General features: G+C 46.2%; 16 protein-coding genes. All 16 read left to right on the top strand.

Annotated features, from left to right (window positions below; all coding sequences use genetic code 11):
* Positions 1–262: 262 nt before the first annotated feature.
* The 16 genes from A6049_RS13585 (at position 263) to A6049_RS13515 (ending at position 19,785) form a co-directional block, all read left to right on the top strand.
* The gene (locus A6049_RS13585; protein WP_063565156.1) at positions 263–1,402 is read left to right on the top strand and encodes an ABC transporter ATP-binding protein; all 1,140 of its coding nucleotides are present in this window, start codon (positions 263–265) and stop codon (positions 1,400–1,402) included.
* The gene (locus tag A6049_RS13580) at positions 1,399–2,049 is read left to right on the top strand and encodes an ABC transporter permease (protein ID WP_063565155.1); all 651 of its coding nucleotides are present in this window, start codon (positions 1,399–1,401) and stop codon (positions 2,047–2,049) included. The genes A6049_RS13585 and A6049_RS13580 overlap by 4 nt, the downstream gene beginning before the upstream one ends.
* Positions 2,050–2,078: 29 nt before the next feature.
* Positions 2,079–3,017, top strand: a complete 939-nt coding sequence (locus A6049_RS13575) for an ABC transporter substrate-binding protein (RefSeq protein ID WP_063565154.1) — start codon at positions 2,079–2,081, stop codon at positions 3,015–3,017.
* Positions 3,018–3,093: 76 nt separating this feature from the next.
* The gene (locus tag A6049_RS13570; protein ID WP_063565153.1) at positions 3,094–4,455 is read left to right on the top strand and encodes an LLM class flavin-dependent oxidoreductase; all 1,362 of its coding nucleotides are present in this window, start codon (positions 3,094–3,096) and stop codon (positions 4,453–4,455) included.
* A gap of 67 nt (positions 4,456–4,522) precedes the next feature.
* Positions 4,523–6,193: a urocanate hydratase gene (locus A6049_RS13565; RefSeq protein ID WP_205412014.1), complete on the top strand. Its 1,671-nt coding sequence runs from the start codon at positions 4,523–4,525 to the stop codon at positions 6,191–6,193.
* A 45-nt stretch (positions 6,194–6,238) separates the two neighbouring features.
* Positions 6,239–7,345 carry a DUF917 domain-containing protein gene (locus A6049_RS13560; protein ID WP_063565151.1) on the top strand — a complete coding sequence of 369 codons (1,107 nt, stop codon included), beginning with the start codon at positions 6,239–6,241 and terminating at the stop codon, positions 7,343–7,345.
* On the top strand, positions 7,338–8,882 hold the full coding sequence (locus tag A6049_RS13555; RefSeq protein WP_063565150.1) for an HAL/PAL/TAL family ammonia-lyase: 1,545 nt from the start codon (positions 7,338–7,340) through the stop codon (positions 8,880–8,882). Before A6049_RS13560 ends, A6049_RS13555 begins: the two co-directional genes overlap by 8 nt.
* A gap of 36 nt (positions 8,883–8,918) precedes the next feature.
* Positions 8,919–9,746: a DUF427 domain-containing protein gene (locus A6049_RS13550; protein ID WP_063565149.1), complete on the top strand. Its 828-nt coding sequence runs from the start codon at positions 8,919–8,921 to the stop codon at positions 9,744–9,746.
* Position 9,747: 1 nt separating this feature from the next.
* A complete protein-coding gene (locus A6049_RS13545; protein ID WP_063565148.1) occupies positions 9,748–10,590 on the top strand; it encodes a DUF427 domain-containing protein in 843 nt (280 codons plus the stop codon).
* A gap of 133 nt (positions 10,591–10,723) precedes the next feature.
* A complete protein-coding gene (locus A6049_RS32590; protein WP_079697598.1) occupies positions 10,724–10,846 on the top strand; it encodes a sporulation protein YjcZ in 123 nt (40 codons plus the stop codon).
* Positions 10,847–11,004: 158 nt separating this feature from the next.
* Positions 11,005–12,717 carry a sensor histidine kinase gene (locus tag A6049_RS13540; RefSeq protein ID WP_063565147.1) on the top strand — a complete coding sequence of 571 codons (1,713 nt, stop codon included), beginning with the start codon at positions 11,005–11,007 and terminating at the stop codon, positions 12,715–12,717.
* On the top strand, positions 12,714–14,120 hold the full coding sequence (locus tag A6049_RS13535) for a response regulator transcription factor (protein ID WP_063565146.1): 1,407 nt from the start codon (positions 12,714–12,716) through the stop codon (positions 14,118–14,120). Before A6049_RS13540 ends, A6049_RS13535 begins: the two co-directional genes overlap by 4 nt.
* A gap of 49 nt (positions 14,121–14,169) precedes the next feature.
* The gene (locus A6049_RS13530) at positions 14,170–15,828 is read left to right on the top strand and encodes an extracellular solute-binding protein (RefSeq protein ID WP_240321390.1); all 1,659 of its coding nucleotides are present in this window, start codon (positions 14,170–14,172) and stop codon (positions 15,826–15,828) included.
* Positions 15,829–16,165: 337 nt separating this feature from the next.
* Positions 16,166–17,902, top strand: a complete 1,737-nt coding sequence (locus A6049_RS13525; protein WP_063565145.1) for an extracellular solute-binding protein — start codon at positions 16,166–16,168, stop codon at positions 17,900–17,902.
* A 61-nt stretch (positions 17,903–17,963) separates the two neighbouring features.
* Positions 17,964–18,878, top strand: coding sequence for an ABC transporter permease (locus A6049_RS13520; RefSeq protein ID WP_063565144.1), 915 nt, complete (start codon positions 17,964–17,966; stop codon positions 18,876–18,878).
* Positions 18,879–18,891: 13 nt separating this feature from the next.
* Positions 18,892–19,785 (top strand): carbohydrate ABC transporter permease, encoded by an 894-nt coding sequence (locus A6049_RS13515; RefSeq protein ID WP_079697595.1) that lies wholly within the window; start codon positions 18,892–18,894, stop codon positions 19,783–19,785.
* Positions 19,786–19,809: the final 24 nt, after the last annotated feature.

The raw sequence follows: 19,809 nt of genomic DNA, 5'->3' as shown, positions 1-19,809 counted from the left end.
TAGTGGAATTAATGATTGACAAAAGAATGTCCTTGGTAATATTATTGAAATAAGAAATTTAATTATCGCATGTTAATAATAAATGGCTGACCATAACAGTGGAGGTCTTGTTTTTCGCCCATTGGCGAGAAATAAGGCCTTCTTCTTTTTTAGCAAGAATTCGCAATAATAGTTAAATGATGACTGAAGGATGTAAAAAAATTTATTCGTTTATCCGAGTTAACAAATTTGTTTACTGTATTTTGGAGGGAGAGGAAGAACGATGACTGAAGCAGTGGCAGTTGAATTCCAGCATGTAAATAAAAATTATGGCTCTGGCAGTGTGCTGCATGATTTTAATCTTACGGTACCGAAAGGACAGATTGTAACAATTATAGGACCCTCGGGTTGCGGCAAAACTACACTGCTCAAAATGATCAATCGTCTTGAGGAACCGAGTCAGGGAAAGGTTCTTGTTGAAGGGCGAGACGTAGGAGCCGCAGATGCAGTCCAACTTCGACGCGATATCGGATATGTAATTCAACAGATTGGACTGTTTCCACATATGACTATTGAAGAGAATATTGGCATTGTTCCGAGGCTTAAGGGAGCGAGAAAGGAAGAACGAAAAGAGAGGGTTGATCTATTACTGAACCTGATCGGTCTCCCAGCTGAACAATATAGCAAACGTTATCCCCATGAGCTTAGTGGCGGGCAGCAGCAACGGATCGGAGTAGCCCGTGCATTGGCGTCAGACCCTTCCATTATTTTAATGGACGAACCCTTTAGCGCACTTGATCCCATCAGCCGAGTCCAGCTTCAAAAAGAACTGATCCAGCTGAATCAGCGGCTGCATAAAACGATAATTTTTGTCACCCACGACATTGAAGAAGCGCTGAAGATCGCTGATCGGATTATTCTACTGAAGGAGGGTGAGGTAATTCAGAACAGTACACCTGCGGAGCTGCTGGCCCATCCGGCAAACGACTTTGTGATCGAATTTATCGGCCAGGAGAGGTTTCGTCCTTCTTTTCCAAGTGGGATGGCACAGCATATTATGATTGACGGTATCTCGATAAGTAATATTTCAACAATCTCAGAGGCACTTGAACTCCTGCGCTTGAATCAGGCTGATGCTCTTGCTGTGACCGGGAATTGGGGAGAACTGCTGGGTATTGTAGGAATCGAAGAAATCAGCGAACATCTGCAGCATGACAGCAAAATGAAGGTCGGTGATATTGTGAAAAATGGGACCCGCGCCCTCTTTGAGAACACACCGATCTCTGATGTATTCGAACTGATGCAAAGTCAACGAATATTGCCTGTCGTGGATGATCAGAACCGTTTAATCGGTACGGTAACCCGTTCAGGTGTTATTGAAGCCATTGGTCGACACTTTCACCGAGAGGAGACCAGTGCATGAACCATATATGGGATACGTTAGCTGCTGACTGGCCGATGATCGTTGAGAAAATGGGAGAGCACATGTATCTGTCCCTCATTTCCGTCCTCATGGCGGGAATCATTGCAATACCCCTTGGTATTTATCTGACCAGCCGCAAGCGGATGGCGGATACAATCATTACTGTAGTCTCTGCCATCCAGACCATTCCAAGTCTGGCGTTGTTCGGATTCATGATTCCGCTGGTAGGCATCGGCACAACACCTGCCATTATTGCATTGACCTTATATGCCGTGCTTCCGATGCTCCAGAACACCTATGTCGGTATTAATGGAGTTCATCCTTCTCTGATTGAGGCAGGAACCGGGATGGGCATGACCAAATGGCAGATGATGAAGATGATTCAGCTTCCGATTGCGCGTAGTGTCATCATGGCCGGCGTAAGACTCGTCGCGGTGCAAACGATAAGTCTTACGACAATTGCGACCTATATTGCCGCAGGAGGACTGGGAGATATCATCACAAGAGGCATTGCCATGATCAATACGGTTACCATTATGGAAGGGGCCATCCCCGTCTCGCTGCTGGTAATCTCCGTTAACTTCATTTTGCTGCTTCTTAACAGGGCACTTACCCCAAAGGGGTTGCGGCATTTGAATAAATTTTAAGCTTTTACCTAGGGAGAGGGGCACCAATCATGACAACCACCAACAAAAAAAGATGGAATGTAACCAAAGGAGGCAGGCTACTTATCACCCTTGGGCTGGTGTTGACAACCGTGCTGACAGCAGTGGGGTGCTCGAATTCCAATGCGTCCGGGCGTAACGATACCATCGTACTGGCCACGAAAGGATTCGCAGAGTCTGATATTTTGGCCAACGCCTTCAAACTCTTGGTTGAGAATGACACGAAGCTGAAGACAGAGATTAAGAAGCTGGACAACACACTGCTCTGGAATGCCATTGACTCAGGGGATGTGGATGCCTATGTAGAGTACAGCGGGACGGCCTTGATCAATATTTTGAAGCAGGAACCAGAATTTGATGCAGATAAAGCATTTAAAACAGTCGTAACCCAACTCAAGGAAAAGAACAAATTGATTGCGCTAGACCCCCTAGGGTTCAACAATACCTATGTCTTTACAGTACGTAGAGAAACCGCTGAGAAGTATGGGCTAAAGACAGCTTCTCAACTTGCTGAGAAATCAGGTGAACTGGTTTTTGGAGCCAGTGAGGAGTTTCTGAATCGCCCAGATGCCTGGCCTTATGTAGAGAGCATATACAAACCAAAGTTCAAGGAGACAAAGTCCATTCAGGACCCTTCCTTGCAGTATCAGGCGATAAAGCAAAAGCTGATTGATGTGAAGCTCTCGTATTCAACGGACAGCCAAATCCTGGCCAATGACCTCGTAGCGTTGGAGGATGACAAGCATGTGTTTATTCCGTATGATGCATTTCCAGTGGTTCGTGAGCAGACGCTGGATGAACATCCCGAGTTGAAAGAAGTCCTCAACAAGTTGGCAGGAAAACTGGATGAGAAGGCAATGCAAAAGTTGAATGCAGAGGTGGAACAGGATCAGAAACCGGCACTTGATGTTGCGAGGGACTGGCTGAAAGCCCAAGGGCTAATCAAGTGAATTTCTACATGATGGATCAATAATTAATGGTAATTACGTTGTCTAACAACGAGTTAATAAGAGAGGGTGACGCATTGTGAGTAATGATAAACGGCAGCTTGCGCTGGGGGCAATGATGTTTTTTCCGGCGGGTGAGCATATTTCAAGTTGGAGACATCCCGGGTCTGAAACAGAGGGACTCCTTGATTTCAATTATTACAAAAGAATTGCGCAGACGGCGGAGCGTGGAAGATTCGACATGTTCTTCTACGCCGATGAACTGTACGTCTGGGATCGATTCGAATCCGGTATTAGCCATGCCAATAGCATTCGGCCGGAGCCGTTCACACTGCTTTCCGCTTTGGCGGCGGTAACGTCTCATATTGGTTTGGCGGCGACCATCTCGACGACCTATAACGATCCGTATCATATTGCCCGGAAGCTGGCGACGCTGGATCATTTCAGTGGCGGGCGAGCCGCGTGGAATATTGTGACGTCTCAGACGGACGAAGAGGCCCGGAACTTCGGTAAGGAACGCCATCTGCAGCATGAGCTGCGATATGAACGTGCGAAAGAATTTGTAGAGGCAACGCAAGGACTTTGGGACAGTTGGGAAGAGGATGCACTGCTGTTCGACAAGGAAAATGGGTACTTTGCAGACAAGAACAAGCTGCACAATCTGGATTACGAAGGTACTCATTTTAAAGTAAAAGGACCCCTTAATATCTCCCGTCCACCACAAGGGTATCCTGTTTTGATCCAAGCCGGAGCTTCGGAAGCCGGTAAAGAGGTAGCCGCGGCAACGGCCGAAATTGTATTTGCCCCTGGTGGCACATTCGCAGAAGGGAAAGCGCTGTATGAAGACATCAAGGGAAGGCTTTCCAAATATGGACGTTCCCCCGATGAGATCAAGATATTGCCTGCCTTGATGCCCATTATTGGTGCTACTGCGGAAGAGGCAGCAGAGCAGCTTGCTATTGTGGAGAATCTTACTCCAGACCGACTGGCTTTGGACTTGCTATCACATTACATCGGGGTAGACGTTTCCGGCTATCCGCTGCATGAACCGCTGCCTTTTCTACCTGAAGTAGAAGGCTTTAACCAGAGTAAAAGTGGTTTACAACGTATCCGACGTATCCTCAAGGAAGAAGATTTGACGCTGATTCAGCTTGCCAAACGGATTGTAAGCAAACGGGCTTTTGCCGGAACTCCCGAGCAGATTGCCGATCATATTGAGGAATGGTTCAACAATGGTGCTGCGGATGGATTCAATATTGCCTTTACTCACCTTCCTGGTGCTCTGGATGATTTTGTAGCAGAGGTAGTGCCCATTCTTCAGCGTAGAGGTTTGTTGCGCCTAGAATATGAAGGAACTACACTGAGGGACCATTTTGGACTCAGCAAACCAGAGAACCGCTATTCACAAGAAAAGATTACTTTAGGAACGGCAGAAAGATAACTCAACGAGGAAGTACAAATAGCTCTAATGTGATGATTTAGCAGGAGAAGGAAAGCGAGGAGTGACTGTGAAAAAGATTGTTGCCGAACGAGGCGGCGTGCTGCGATGCAAAGGCTGGCGTCAGGAAGCACTACTGCGCATGCTGGAGAACGTGCTCGAGAACGGTGAGAACCAGAAGGAGCTGATCGTCTATGCCTCCCTTGGAAAGGCCGCCCGTAACTGGCCTTCCTATCTGGCAATTGTCGATACCCTAAAGCAATTAGAGGAAGACGAAACACTGGTCATTCAGTCAGGCAAACCGATTGGTGTATTCAGAACCCATCGGCAAGCACCACTTGTCGTAATGGCTAACTGCAATCTGGTCGGCCGATGGGCAACCAGTGAGAATTTCTATGAGTTGCAAGATAAAGGACTGATCATTTGGGGCGGCCTTACTGCGGCTGCTTGGCAATACATCGGATCACAGGGTGTCATACAGGGAACCTATGAAATCTTCCAAAGTATCGCAAGGCTGCACTTCGGCGGCGATTTGCGAGGACGTTTCATTCTAACCGCTGGATTGGGCGGTATGGGGGGCGCGCAGCCTTTAGCAGGTTATATGGCTAATGCGGCAATCCTTTGTGTAGAGGTTGCGGAGGAGAGAATAGACAAACGAATTGCTGCCGGTTATTTACAGCGAAAGACAGATAGCCTGGATGAAGCATTACTATGGATTAATGAAGCTGTAAGCAGCGGCACAAGCCTGTCCGTTGGACTGCTCGGAAATGCTGCGGATGTTTATCCAGAACTGCTTCGGAGGGGTGTCCAGCCGGATATTGTGACTGACCAAACATCTGCACATGATTTGTTATACGGCTATATTCCAAGCGGATACTCACCTGCATCCGCTGGTGTGGCACGACGAGAACATCCGACGGAGCTTCAAGCCGCTGCCGGAGCTTCAATTGCGAATGAAGTAAAGGCGATGTTGGAATTCAAACAACGGGGCGCGGTTGTTTTTGACAATGGTAACAATATCCGTTCACAAGCAGTGCAATATGGAGTTACGAATGCTTTTGAGATCGATATATTTACGGAAGCTTTTCTTCGTCCCCTTTTTGCGCGGGCTATCGGTCCTTTCCGCTGGATCGCTCTTAGCGGCGAGGCAGAGGATATACGAATCATTGACGATTATATCCTGAAAGAATTTAGTGATAATGACATCGTATCCAATTGGATCAAACTCGCGAATACGTATGTGCCGTTTGAGGGATTGCCGGCCCGTATAGGCTGGTTTGGGCATAAAGACCGCAGCAAGCTGGCACTCGCGGTTAACCAATTGGTTCGAGAAGGAAAACTTGCAGGACCAGTCGCCTTCTCCCGAGATCATCTGGATGCAGCAGCTATGGCTCATCCCAACATTATGACCGAGCGAATGAAAGACGGAAGCGATGCGATTTCGGACTGGCCGTTGTTGAATGCCATGCTCAATTGTGCATCCATGGCTGATCTGGTGGCGATTCATTCTGGCGGAGGGGGCTACTCTGGTTATATGACAAGTGCGGGAGTCACCATTGTAGCCGACGGATCAGAGGCAAGTGATGCACGTCTTCGTACAGCGCTTGACAATGATACTGGTCTTGGCGTACTCCGATATGCGGATGCCGGTTATGAGCAATCGTTGGCCGAGGTTAAAACAAAGGGGATTGCCCGAATTGATACCCATCAATATGAAACCATTTCATCCACTGTAAAATAACATCGGGAAATGGTTCAACGAAATTTTCATCTAGGAGGAGATTTTATGCGGGAATTAACAAGAGATGATGTAAACGCTGCTGTCAAAGGCGGCTCTGTATTTGCCAGCGGCGGCGGAGGCTGGGTGGATCATGGACTGGAGATTGGACACGCGGCACTGAGTATCGGACGACCGAAGCTCCTGTCGGTAGATGAACTGCCGGATGACGCCATTATATTGACATGTACCGCAATTGGGGCACCTGCCGGACGAGACTGGCAAATGCTTGGAAAGGACTACATTAAGGCTGTTCAGCTAATCATTGAAAACTATGATGGCAAAATAGCCGGGGTCATGACTCCGCAGAATGGCATGTCCAGCACCATTAACGGTTGGCTGCCAGCAGCAGCCCTTGGTCTTGCTGTTATTGATGCTACTGGAGATATCCGCGCACATCCAACTGGCAAGATGGGCTCACTTGGCCTCGCGTCTTCTATTGATTACGAGACGATACAAGCAGTGGCTGGCGGTAAACCAGAGATTGGCAGCTACATGGAACTTGTGGTTAAGGGAACTCCGGCACGGACCTCCAATATACTGCGTACTGCTTCGGACATGGCGGGTGGGTTTATTGCTGCCGCACGGCACCCGCTCCCGATCAAACATATTAAGAAGCACGCTGCGATCGGTGGCATCTCGATAGCGATTGAGTTGGGCCGTGTCATTATGGAGGCAGAGCCGGATGGTCCGGAAGCGGTGCTAGAGGCCGTGGTACACAAGACCAATGGAAGAATCCTCGGCAGAGGGACGGTGACGACAAAAAATGTTCATTATTCAGGTGCTTTCGATGTGGGTACGATCGAAGTATCCATCCCCAACCGTAGGCTTACACTTCATGTGATGAATGAATATATGGCTGTTGAGGACGATGAAGGTACACGCCTGACCACGTTCCCGGACGTAATTACTACGTTTGACCTGAAGAAGGGTCTGCCTGTGAGTGTAGGAGATGTTGAAGAGGGTATGGAAATAGCGGTCTTCGCCATTGATAAATCCAAGGTACCACTGAGTTCCAGTGTAAAGGACCCCACCGTATATCCCGAGGTGGAAGAAATGCTGGGCATCGATTTGCAGAGCTATGCTTTTGACAAGGAGAAAACAATCTATGCTTGAGGAGAGCATTCTCTTGCTCAGCTCTAACCAAATTGTATTGGACGGAAGCCGCATGACCATTGAGGATGTGGAGAGTGTGGCTCGTTCGCGGAGATCCGTAGTGATTGCAGATGAAGCCTGGGAACGACTAGTCTCTGCACGTAAAGTAATTTATGAACTAGCTGCAGAAGGCGTTCCTGTCTATGGACTGAATCGTGGAGTAGGCTGGAATAAGGACAAGGTCATCGGAGATGATTATTTTGAAGATTATAACCGGAATTTATTGTTATCTCACAGTGCTGGGGTGAAGCCGGAGGCTACAGAAGATGTCGTTCGTGCTGTGATGCTTGCCCGGTTAAATAGCCTGCTTGCAGGAGCTACCGGTGCTCAGCCCGATATTGCCAAACGTTATGCAGATTTTCTCAATATGGGTATTCACCCGGTTCTACCGCTTCGCGGATCTGTGGGTGCGGCGGATATTACCTCGATTTCGCATATCGGTCTGGCCATGATTGGTAAAGGTGAAGTGAACATGGCAGGCAATCGGATAGCAGCGAGCGATGCGTTAATGGTAATGAGTTTGGAACCCCTGCGCCTTGGCCCCAAGGACGGTCTGGCTATCGTCAGTTCCAATGCTCTCTCAGCCGGAAACGGAGCACTGGCGCTCTTCGACATCCAAGAATTACTGGATACCGCAGACTCTGTATACGCGCTGTCTTTGGAAGCCATCCGGGGAAATATTAGTCCGTTGGATGAAGCGGTTCATCTCAAGCGTCCTTTTCCAGGGCAGTTAAAGAGCCTGGCCATGGTCCGGCGTAGTCTGCGTGGCAGCGGACTCTGGAATGGTTTTAATCCTGATTCGCTGCAAGACCCGCTGAGCTTCCGTGACGCTTGCCAGATTCATGGTGCGGCAAGAGATGCTTATGCCTATGCGCGCCAGCAGCTTGAAGTTCATCTCAATAGCTCGGACGATAACCCCTGTGTGCTGACAGAAGAGCGGAGAATCTTGTCCTGCGCCAATTATGATCCCATAACATGGACATTAGGCTTCGAGATGCTTGGAAGTGCGCTGCATCATGTATCCAAAAGTTCATGCTATCGCATGATCAAGCTGGGTGACCCGGACTTTACAGGGTTAAGCCGTTTCTTAACTGCTGATTCGAGCCGCTCCGTCGGTTTCTGCACGGTTCAGAAAACAGCAACCTCACTGGATGCAGAAATTCGTCATTTGAGTAATCCCGTTTCATCTGATTATTTCTCACTCGCGGGAGACATGGAGGATCATGCTGCCAATTCTCCTTACGTTGTAAGCAAGGTAAGAGAGATTGTTGATCGTGTTACTTATATTTTGGCGATTGAAGCGCTCCATGCTGCTCAAGCTATTGATCTGCGTATGGATATGACTCTGGGTGAGGGGACAAGAGCAGGTTATGAACTGTTGCGTTCCGAGGTTCCTTTTTTGTCTGAAGACCGTAATCAAACCATAGATATAGAGCGTGCTTACCTTCTGCTTAAGGAAGGGAAATGGCTGAAAGCAGTTCGTGGGAAGATGAATTAATTCTCTCAATAATGATGGAAAGAGGAGGAAGTTACAATGGCACATGTTGATCCCCAGTGGTCTTTACGGGACCATTCCCATGAGGGCTGGCAAATTCGTGCGGAGGTCAGTCCAAAGTGGATTCGCGTAAAATTTGACGGGCAGTTTATCGCAGACAGCAAGGAAGTTCTCGTTGTTACCGAAACAGGTAGACTCCCCGTTTATTATTTTCCGAAGAAAGATGTGAACCTTGACGTATTCATACCTTCAGAAAAGCTGGTGAATGATCCGTATAAAGGAAATCAATTGTTTTGGCATATTAGCAGCGGTGGACGTACGGTAGAGAATGCGGTATGGAGCTATTCGGGTGTGCAACAGGAAGAGGTCTATTTGCAGAATCATTATTCTTTTTCATGGAACAAAGTAGATGCCTGGTATGAAGAAGAGGAAGAAGTATTCGTTCATGCGCGGGACCCGTATTCTAGGGTGGATGCGATTCCAGCCTCACGTCATGTTCAAATCGAGTTAGATGGAGTAATTGTTGCTGATAGCAAGCGACCTGTGATTCTCTATGAGACAGGATTGACCCCGCGTTATTATCTTCATCAGGAGGATGTGCGCCTTGATTTGTTGAAGCCCGTTGATTTAACCACAACTTGCCCTTATAAAGGGATTGCCAGCTATTGGACTGCTTCAGTTAATGGAAGAGAATACAATAATCTTGTTTGGAGCTATAAGGACCCATTACCAGAAGTTCATGAAGTTGAAGGACTGTTATGCTTTTATCATGAGTCAGTGGATGCGCTCTATGTGGATGGGGTAAAGTGGTCCCTATCTGCTGATGATCGCCTTCCTTACCGCAATTTAGGATGGGGGGTAAAGTGAAATGGTAAATCATCTGGATTCATCTATTGCCTGCTCTCTGCGTCAGGAAGATAAACTAATGTTGAAGGCAGATCTAAATCCGCGCCGGGTTCACATCACGTTTGCTGGTGAGACTATTGCGGACAGCACACGTGTTATTACACTTCATGAGCGCGGCAAGCTACCGGTTTATTATTTTCCACAAGTAGATGTGTCGCAACAATTTCTGGTGAAGACCGAGTTGCAGACCCACTGCCCTATTAAAGGGGATGCTTCTTACTGGACCATTCAAGTGGGTGAGCGTATTTCTGAAAATGCAGTCTGGGGTTATGAGAATCCACTTAAGGACATCGAGTCGATCAAAGGTTTTGTGGCTTTCTATTGGAACAAGGTGGACGCCTGGTATGAAGAAGAAGAGCAGATCTTCGTCCACCCGCGTGACCCATACAAGCGAGTTGATGCGATCCAAAGTTCCCGCCATGTTCAGATCGTTCTAGATGGCATCAAGCTTGCAGATAGCCGCCGCCCGATGATTGTATTTGAAACGGGCGTCCCCGTTCGCTATTATCTTCCGATTGAAGACGTGGATCAGAATGTGCTCACCGCAAATGACAAGCATACATCCTGCCCTTATAAAGGTGATGCATCCTACTGGACGGCTGTTCTCAATGGACAGACCTATGAGAATATCGTGTGGAGCTATCTAAATCCAATTCCTGAAATTCCAAAGATTGCTGGATTGATGTCGTTTTATAATGAGCAAGTCGATGTCTATGTGGATGGCGAGTTACAGCCCAAACCAAAATGGTACTATTCTGCACTTGAATTCTTTAATGAAACTGAAGTAACTGTCAGAAGACAATGATGAGTGTGTGATGGGGGACTCTATCTGCTGCATAAGCGGATAGCGCCCTTTTTTTGATGATTGGCTCAAAAGCCTTGTCAATACACAACGATTTGAATACCTTATGACATAACACAAAAGAGGAGGAGATTACATGAGTGAAGTAGGATATGGAAATGTTGGAGGTCTTGGTGGATACGGTGGTTTCACATCCATCGGTGCAATCCTTGTTCTGTTCATCTTGTTGGTCATCATCTCTAAAGCGTTCCTGGTTTAATTCCTTTACCTTATGAACAACTCTGCTGGCATTCCGCTGGCAGAGTCTTTTTGTCATGATTACAATTTGAAAGCGTTTGACATATAGAATTATCAATCTATAATTATGGAGTTATGCATTCAACATAGAATGGATGAAGTTAAGGAGAATAGGTTGGAATGACACTTAAAAAAAGGATCTTTTTGCTGTTTTTTCTCAGTGCGTTTATTCCCTTCATTAGTATATTTGCAATTTCCTACTACACCATTGATTCCATTTTTGCGAACAAGATCGATGATGGCATTCGGAGCAATTTACAGCAGGTGACTTCCTCACTGGAGAATTCGATCACCAACCTGAATCATGTTACTCAGCAATTGTCTTACAGTGGTACATTAGGTAAAAAGTTGGATGAGGTGTTGAAACCATCCTCCAATATATTTGAATTGATTGAAACGCGGGATGAATTAAAGAGCGAATTAAATGTCGTAACGTTTACCAACCCGAATATAGGTTTGACATTGTATTATTTTCAGAAGGATGGCTCCACACAGTTCGGAAACTTTCCCATAAAGGACCGTTTTTCACCCGAATCTTTGCCTGTGCTCTCCAAAGCATATGGGATCACCTACTATGGTCCTCATGTCAGTATGAACCGGTTTGATGATCAACTCGTCTTATCCGCCATGCGGAAGGTAAAATTACCCCAGAGGGACGATGCTTATATTTACGTTGAATCCGGTTTTCACCTTGCGCAGGATATATTGGGTTACAATCAGTACAAAGGAGATTTATCCCACTTGATCCTCGATGGAGAGGGAAACATTGTGTATAGTGAGATTCCCGAAGCGATGAAAGTCGGTGAGAATTTTTCCAGCTTATCGAATGGTACAGCATCGGACGGAATAGCTCGCGGTCATCATTGGTTCAGACAGGACTCCACTCAGAACTGGAGCGTTGTGTCGGTGATCTCGCAGGCCAAGTATCAACAGGAGAAAAACCAATGGTTGCTTCAAATATTACTGGTCGCTTTATTTTTCCTTGGCTTTACGGTATTTCTGGCTTGGTTGCTGTGGAAGATGGTTTATAAACCCCTCGGTCTGTTCCATTCGCAAATCAACGGAATGTCTCAAAATCCACAAACGGCAGGCAGTCAGACCCGTACGCAAATTCCCGAATTTGATTTTCTGTTAGGCGAATTCTCGAATATGCAGCATCAAATCGGTGACCTCTTTAAAGAGGTGCAGCAGAAAGAGAAAATTCGTGCAGATCTTGAAGTGGAAAAGCTGCTGTACCAGATCAATCCTCATTTTTTGATGAATACGCTGGATACGGTCCACTGGCTGGCGGTAATGAATGGACAAGGGGAGATCGACAAGCTGGTGCAGTCCCTGAATAAGCTGTTGTATTACAATTTAGGTAAATTGGGACAGGTTTCCACAATGGAAGAAGAGATTGATGCGCTTAGACAGTACTTGACCCTGCAGCAAATCCGCTATGATTTTGAATTTGATGTGCGTATTTCCGCAGATGAGCAAGTGCTTCAGATACCTGTACCTCGTTTTATACTACAACCGTTGGTTGAAAATTCACTTTATCACGGACTGAGCGACGAAGGTTTTATTCAAATTGAAGTCACACGCAAAGAAACGCTAAACATTATGATTCAGGATAACGGAGCAGGCATGACGGAGGAAGCGATTGAAAGACTTCTGAACAACCGTGTAGCTGAACATCAAAAAGTAGGGATGGGCATTGGGCTCAATTACGTTCACCGCATGTTAAAAGCACAATACGGTGATCAAGCTCAACTGGTGATTGAGAGTGAATTGGGAACAGGGACAAGCATATTGCTTATACTTCCGATCAAAGGAGAAGATATCTCGGCATGATTAAGGTATTGATTGTGGATGACGATAAATTGGTACGAAAAGGAATAAGCTCCGCGATGCCGTGGAACGAGTTCGGCATGGAGGTAGTTGGAGAAGCAAGTAACGGGGCTAAGGCATTGGATTTTCTGGAATCCAACTCGGTAGATCTGATGTTAACGGATCTGGCGATGCCGGTGATGTCTGGCATTGAACTGATGCGCGCTGCAAGGCAGCTCTACCCGGAACTTCATATTGTCGTGCTTACTCTTCATCAGGATTTTGATTATATCCAGGAAGCACTTAGGCTGGGAGCGATCGATTATATAGCCAAAGTTCAGCTCGAGAAGGAGCAGTTCGAACATGTGTTGAATCGAATACATACCCGGATTGGTGAGCTCGCGAATACAAGACGAAAGCTGCCGCAGCTTGGTGAAACTAATATCCATTACCGTAAAGTGTATGCTCTGGTTTCACTGGACCGAAAGTCCGGACAGAATTGGCCCATTGGACTCGAATCCAATGTAGACGAGGTCCTATTTGAAGTGGAACGGAACAGCTGGATGTGGGCGGCATCCCTGAATGGAGAGGATCAGCTATTCGATAGATTGAAGGGATACTTGGATCAAATTCCCCAAGGAGCCCTACTGGTGTTGTCTGATGTTCAAGAACGGACATGGTCGCAAATTCAAAACTGGATTATAAACTATACAGAAACGTCCTTATTTTATGCGTATGAACCCCAAGATCCGGTTATTGCCGTTTCCTTGAATGAACAAGACACTTCTCCAACAGAACCTCAGGATGAGGACATGGATCGAATTAAGCGAAGTTGGTTTCTATCTCCGTGGACGCATAACGACAATTTTTATAACCAGCTTGTTGAAGAGTTTAAATCCCTAAGGCTGCAAAAAGGGCAATTGATGGGATTACTGTATTCCCTGGTCATGGAGTGGAACCATCTTTTTGCCCAGACTACGCTGGGCAGAATCTCAATGATCCATTCTTTTCAATCCTGGTACGAAGTGGAACAGTGGATCAAGCAGACCTCTGAGAGTATTCGAAAGGCGGATGAACAGACTTCGTATTCTCAGGAAATGATAGATGGTGTGAAAAAAGCCGTGATGATTATGCAAAATGATTTGGATCAGGCTTTTACAGCTTCAGGGCTGTCCCAGCAACTCAACATTAGTCGAAGTTATTTCAGCCAATGCTTCAAGGACATCATGGGAAAAACCTTTAATGATTATTCCCGATATATCCGAATGGAGAAGTCGAAAGAGTATTTATTGAACACAAACAACACGATTTTCTGGATTGCAGAGCGGGTGGGTTATACGGATGAGAAATATTTCAGCCGAATCTTTCGCGAACTGACAGGTGTGCTGCCTAGTGAATATCGACAATTAGGCAGAGCGGACAAATAGTGTACGCTCCACATAACCGACTGACAATCCGGTGAAAGAAGGGAAAGCAATGATCAAGAAGATGGCTGCGTGTGTTGTTGTCGTTAGCTTGATTGCAGGTATCGTATTTTTCAGTATTTCTTACTTTCGGGAATCGCCAATTGGACCAGCAACAACCATACCTGACACAGCTGCCACCGATCCATTTGGCAAATATGAACATCCCGTTTCCATTCGGTTGGGATATGTGGTCGACCCAACTGGTACGGATCTCTCTGAAGGAGAGACATTAGAAAAGAACATGTGGAAAACGGCGATTAAACAAAACCTTAACATTGATGTTGAAGTCATGTGGCAGGTATCCAAAGAGAATTTCGGTCAGAAAATTGATTTGGCTATCGCCAGCAATGATTTGCCAGATGCGATGATCGTTAATCAGGTTCAGTTGAATGAGATGGTCAAAGCGGGAGAAATTGAAGATCTAACCAAGGCATACGCAAGCAGCGCTTCACCCGAGATGAAGAAAATTATCGACAGCACCAATGGTTTGGCACGGGAACAAGTGACCTTTGAAGGGAAAATGATGGCTGTTCCGTCTGTGACGGCGGAAGACTTCAGCATGCTCTGGATCAGGCAGGACTGGTTGGATCGTCTTGGGTTGAAACCACCGAAAACGGTGGACGAATTGGAAGCGATCGCGAAGGCCTTTGTGGAGCAGGACCCGGATGGGAACGGAAAACGGGATACGATCGGGCTTGCCTCAAGCACAAGTCTGTTTAACGATTTCAACAACAGTGCTTTTGCTTTTGATCTAACACCGATCTTCTCGGCTTATGGAGCTTTCCCCGGATATTGGCTCGAAAAAGATGGAAAACCTGTATACGGTTCGATTCTACCAGAGACAAAGAACGCTTTGGTCAGGCTTCGTAATATGTATGCCAAAGGTCTCCTTGATCCAGATCTGGGCATTCGCAAAGAGCCAGAGGAAACTGTTATTAGCGGACAGGCGGGGATGTTCTTTCAAGGTTTCTTTGCAGGCTACTGGCCGCTCCCAAGCGCTTGGCTGAATGATCCCAAGGCGAACTGGCAGGCTTACGCGCTCCCACTGGATGCAAATGGAGCATTTCGTGTGAAGGTGGATAATCCCTCAAGTTCTTTCCTGGTGGTTCGCAAAGGGTATGCTCATCCGGAAGCGATCATTAAAATAAACAATCTGTACCTCCGGGATGAGTTCAAGTATGGTACGAGTTTTATGCTCAGCCGCAATTTCTTTGCTCCAGCAGATGAAGCACGATTTGAATCCAAAGCCGTGCAGGAGATTCTGGCTGGAACCAAATCCCCAGCTGATTTCAAGGACAAGTCCGAATATAAGCTGCTGGAAAATACAGTTTCGACGATAAAACAAACCAAGCTAAAGCCTTATGATCAACTTGACATTTCGTATTGGGATCAGCACAGTGAGAACTTTATGCGTGGTTATTCATTGCTCGTGGGTGGAAGAAACTTCTTTGATCCGAATATTCATAAAGTTCGAAGCCTTACCTACAAACGCACGCCAGCCATGGAGAGCTCGTGGGTTAAACTGTCCAAATTGGAACATGATACGTTTTTGAAAATTATTTTAGGCGCTGCACCGATCGATTCATTCGATCAATTTGTACAGGAGTGGAAGGAACAGGGCGGCGATCAAGTAACTGCTGAAGTGACTGCATCCCAGAATCAACGCTGAAGAGCTAACCTATACAACGCTGAATTCCACACGTTTTTGTACTCAATTCAATCATTCATAGCCGGTAGACTCCTGTTTGAGGAGTTTGCCGGTTTTTCTTTGTGCCACACTCGCTGTGCTACCTTCCCTTATTAACGAGGATAGACAAATGTAAGTCAGTAGGTAAGATAAATGTTCACAACCTCCATGTTGCTCGTTGATCCGAGTGAAAACTGTATACATTTCTCTATCCAAACTAGCGTTTAATCCCTATCTCGATTAAGCTTCTCCAAGTTTTATAATGAAAGCGCAAACAACATGATAGAGAAATAATCAGAACGAAGGGGAGTTGAATTTGATGAGAAATAATTGGTCAATAAAAAGCAAACTGTTGACGAAACGACTGGCTGTGCTGTCCATGTCCGCATTGATGGTTTCCGTCCTTGCAGCCTGTGGGGGATCCTCCAATCCACCGACTGCTGAGGATGCAGGCCAATATGAGGTAACACCTGGAGATCCGTTCAGTGCCTATAAAGACGAAGTGACGGTAACGATGGGGCGTGTTACGACGGCGAACCCGAAATTACCGGCTGGAGATACATATGAGAACAATGCGTATACCCGTCTGGTTAAAGAATCGTTTAACGCACAAATTAAGGACCAATTTGAGGCTAACGGTGAAGATTACAGTCGTCAAGTTTCTCTTGCAATCGCTTCCGGGGAACTGCCCGATATGATGCGTGTCGATTCCAAGGATGAACTTAAAGAACTGGTTGATAATGATCTGATTGAAGATCTGACGGAAGTATACAAACAATATGCCACCGATAACATCAAACAGGTTTACGACTCCTACGATGGCCGTGCACTGGACAATGCTACGATTGATGGCCGACTGATGGGCCTTCCAGCAACCTCTCTGGACTCCGCACCAACTATGGTTTGGGTTCGTCAAGATTGGCTGGATGTGCTGGGAATCAAACTTGATGCTGACGGAGACGGTGCCATCAAGCTCGAAGATGTAGAGAAAACAGCAGAAGAGTTCCTGAAAAAAGATCCTGGGCAAACCGGGAAACCGGTGGGCATTCCTTTTGTGAACACCCTGAATACGACGGACTATAATGGTTCTGCCTATACTATGCTGGGTGTTGCTTCAACCGAAGGGGCGTATCCTCAATACTGGATGAAGGGTGAAGACGGCAGCATTGTTTATGGTTCAACTACAGAGGAAACAAAGCAGATGCTGGGTGTTATGGCCGACTGGTTCAAGAGAGGTATCATTGACCCGCAATTTGGAACTCGTACTTTTGATGATATCAATGCACTATACACAAACGGTCAGAGCGGAATTGCTTTTGGACCGTGGCACATTCCAGACTGGGGACTGAGCAGTGTTAAACAGATGGATAAACATGCGAAATTCACGGCTTACACGCTGGAAGATGCAGACGGCAAGGTAAACGTGGCACACGCCAATCCATCCGGTCAGTTTATCGTAGTGAGAAAAGGATATGAACACCCGGAACTCGCGATTAAAATTATAAATCTGTTCTACGATAAACTGGCAAATGACAAAGATGTCGCAACTACCATGCCAGAGGCAGCCAAGTATTTGGAAAGCGGCGTAGACGGTTCAACCAGACCTTTTAATATCGAAGTCAACTCGGCAACCTCACTGCTGGATGATTACTCCGACGTCGTTCGTGGAATTAAAGGCGAGATCGGTTTGGATCAAGTTCGTACAACAGAATCTAAGAACAATATTGGCAGTATCCAAACGTACTTGAAAGACCAGGATACGGATGATGTAACAGCTTGGTCGAAATATCACTCACGTATGAACGGAGTGGGGCTAATTGATAAGTTGACCCGAGAAGGCAAATTTAACTGGATGACGCCAGCGTTCTCTGGAACTACACCAAGCATGAAACAGACGTGGGCTAACCTGACCAAAATGGAACAGGAATCTTTCATCAAAATCATAACGGGTGCAGAACCGCTGGATTACTTCGAAACATTCGTCACCAATTGGAAGAAACAAGGCGGCGATCAAGTGATCCAGGAGATCGAAGCCGAGACCACATCCCAAAAATAATTAAGCTAACACTGCTGATAGGCTGCGCTAAGCAGCCTTTCTTCAGGAAAGGGGTTCATCCATGAAGCAGGAAAAATATAAAGCAAGAAACCGCTTGGGCACGGGTGCCATGTATCATATGATGATGCTGCCAGGCATTTTATTTTTGCTGGTATTCAGCTACATTCCAATGGTTGGTGTCATTACGGCGTTTCAGGATTATGTACCAGCCAAAGGTATGTTTGGCTCCGAGTTTGTTGGACTCAAGCATTTTATTTATATGTTCAAACTGCCGGACATCGGCCAAGTGATCAGCAATACGTTGGTGATTGCCATCGCCAAGATTCTACTCGGGACACTGATGGCCATCATTTTTTCCATTTTATTAAATGAAATCCGTTTTAAATTCGTTAAAAAATCCGTGCAGACCATTGTATATCTGCCTCACTTTTTGTCTTGGGTCGTTCTGGCCTCCGTGGTCGTTAACATGTTCAGCCTGGATGGAAGTGTAAATCAGATTTTAGCCTTTTTCGGCTTGGAAAATATTAATTTTCTCGGAAGCAATACCTGGTTCCAACCGCTAATTATCGGGACGGACGTATGGAAGGAATTCGGTTATAGTTCCATCGTTTATTTGGCTGCAATTACCTCGATTGATCCCGGCCTATATGAAGCGTCAGGCATAGATGGAGCGAGCTGGTGGAGAAAAGTATGGCATATTACATTGCCCGGTATGCTGCCTATTATCCTGCTCATGGGGGTCATGAGTCTGACCAATATTTTGAGCGCAGGCTTCGATCAAATCTACAATCTGTATAACCCGGTTGTCTATGAGTCGGGCGATATTCTGGATACCTATGTATACCGGATTGGTCTCGTTGGCAGACAGTATAGTTTTGGTACGGCTGTTGGGTTGTTCAAGTCAGTGATCGGTATTGTTCTATTATTGTCCGCCAACGAATTGGCCAAAAAATACACCGACAGAAAAATATTCTAAGGAGGCGAAACTTGTGTCTTATTCCGCAAGCCTGAAAGACCGAATGGGCCGGTTTGTCATCTACGCCATCGTTATATTGCTGGCTTTGATCTGCCTCCTTCCATTATGGAATATCGTTGCGATTTCATTCAGCAGCAGTGAGGCCGTCTCGGCCAATGCCGTAGGTCTGTTACCCGTCAAGTTTACAACAGCCGCTTATTCGAAAATTATTGAGGATGCGCAGTTCTGGCGATCCTTTGGCATTTCCGTTCTACGTGTGGCTCTATCCCTTATACTCAACATGATTCTTATTGTTTTGATGGCTTACCCGCTCTCCAAATCGAAAAGGGAGTTTAAGGGCAGAAATATATATATGAATGTCATGATTTTTGCCATGCTGTTCAGTGGGGGCATGATCCCTAGTTATCTGTTGATCAAAAACCTGGATATGCTCAATACAATTTGGTCGCTTGTACTGCCAGGTGCTGTCCCGATATTCAGTGTCATCCTTGTGATGAACTTCTTCGCCGCAGTACCGAAAGCACTTGAAGAAGCGGCATTCATTGACGGAGCGAACGCATTGCAGGTTCTGTTCAAAGTGTACGTGCCCGTGTCTATTCCGGCGCTGGCGACTGTATCCCTATTCAGTATCGTGGGCACATGGAATGATTTCTTTAGTGGATTGATCTATATGACCAAAGTCAGCAATTATCCGTTAATGACCTACATACAGTCTCTTAACGTAAATATTGCTGAACTTCTGCAATCCGGCACAAACTCAGCTCAGCTCAGCAATCTGACTGAGATTTCGAACAAAAATCTAAATGCAGCCAAAATCGTAGTGGCTGTCATTCCGCTGCTGCTGATTTATCCGCTTCTGCAAAAATACTTTGTAACCGGAATTGTTGTGGGGTCGGTAAAAGAATAATAGTGAATGAAACGGATATTGGAT

This window comes from Paenibacillus sp. O199 (assembly GCF_001636635.1).
Lineage (GTDB): Bacteria > Bacillota > Bacilli > Paenibacillales > Paenibacillaceae > Paenibacillus > Paenibacillus marchantiae.
This window is presented reverse-complemented; position numbering and strand designations above follow the sequence as displayed.

Coding starts and splice junctions, on each gene's coding strand:
- A6049_RS13585 (WP_063565156.1), top strand. CDS start 263: ATGACTGAAGCAGTGGCAGTTGAATTCCAGCATGTAAATAAAAATTAT.
- A6049_RS13580 (WP_063565155.1), top strand. CDS start 1,399: ATGAACCATATATGGGATACGTTAGCTGCTGACTGGCCGATGATCGTT.
- A6049_RS13575 (WP_063565154.1), top strand. CDS start 2,079: ATGACAACCACCAACAAAAAAAGATGGAATGTAACCAAAGGAGGCAGG.
- A6049_RS13560 (WP_063565151.1), top strand. CDS start 6,239: ATGCGGGAATTAACAAGAGATGATGTAAACGCTGCTGTCAAAGGCGGC.
- A6049_RS13555 (WP_063565150.1), top strand. CDS start 7,338: ATGCTTGAGGAGAGCATTCTCTTGCTCAGCTCTAACCAAATTGTATTG.
- A6049_RS13550 (WP_063565149.1), top strand. CDS start 8,919: ATGGCACATGTTGATCCCCAGTGGTCTTTACGGGACCATTCCCATGAG.
- A6049_RS13545 (WP_063565148.1), top strand. CDS start 9,748: ATGGTAAATCATCTGGATTCATCTATTGCCTGCTCTCTGCGTCAGGAA.
- A6049_RS32590 (WP_079697598.1), top strand. CDS start 10,724: ATGAGTGAAGTAGGATATGGAAATGTTGGAGGTCTTGGTGGATACGGT.
- A6049_RS13540 (WP_063565147.1), top strand. CDS start 11,005: ATGACACTTAAAAAAAGGATCTTTTTGCTGTTTTTTCTCAGTGCGTTT.
- A6049_RS13535 (WP_063565146.1), top strand. CDS start 12,714: ATGATTAAGGTATTGATTGTGGATGACGATAAATTGGTACGAAAAGGA.
- A6049_RS13530 (WP_240321390.1), top strand. CDS start 14,170: ATGATCAAGAAGATGGCTGCGTGTGTTGTTGTCGTTAGCTTGATTGCA.
- A6049_RS13525 (WP_063565145.1), top strand. CDS start 16,166: ATGAGAAATAATTGGTCAATAAAAAGCAAACTGTTGACGAAACGACTG.
- A6049_RS13520 (WP_063565144.1), top strand. CDS start 17,964: ATGAAGCAGGAAAAATATAAAGCAAGAAACCGCTTGGGCACGGGTGCC.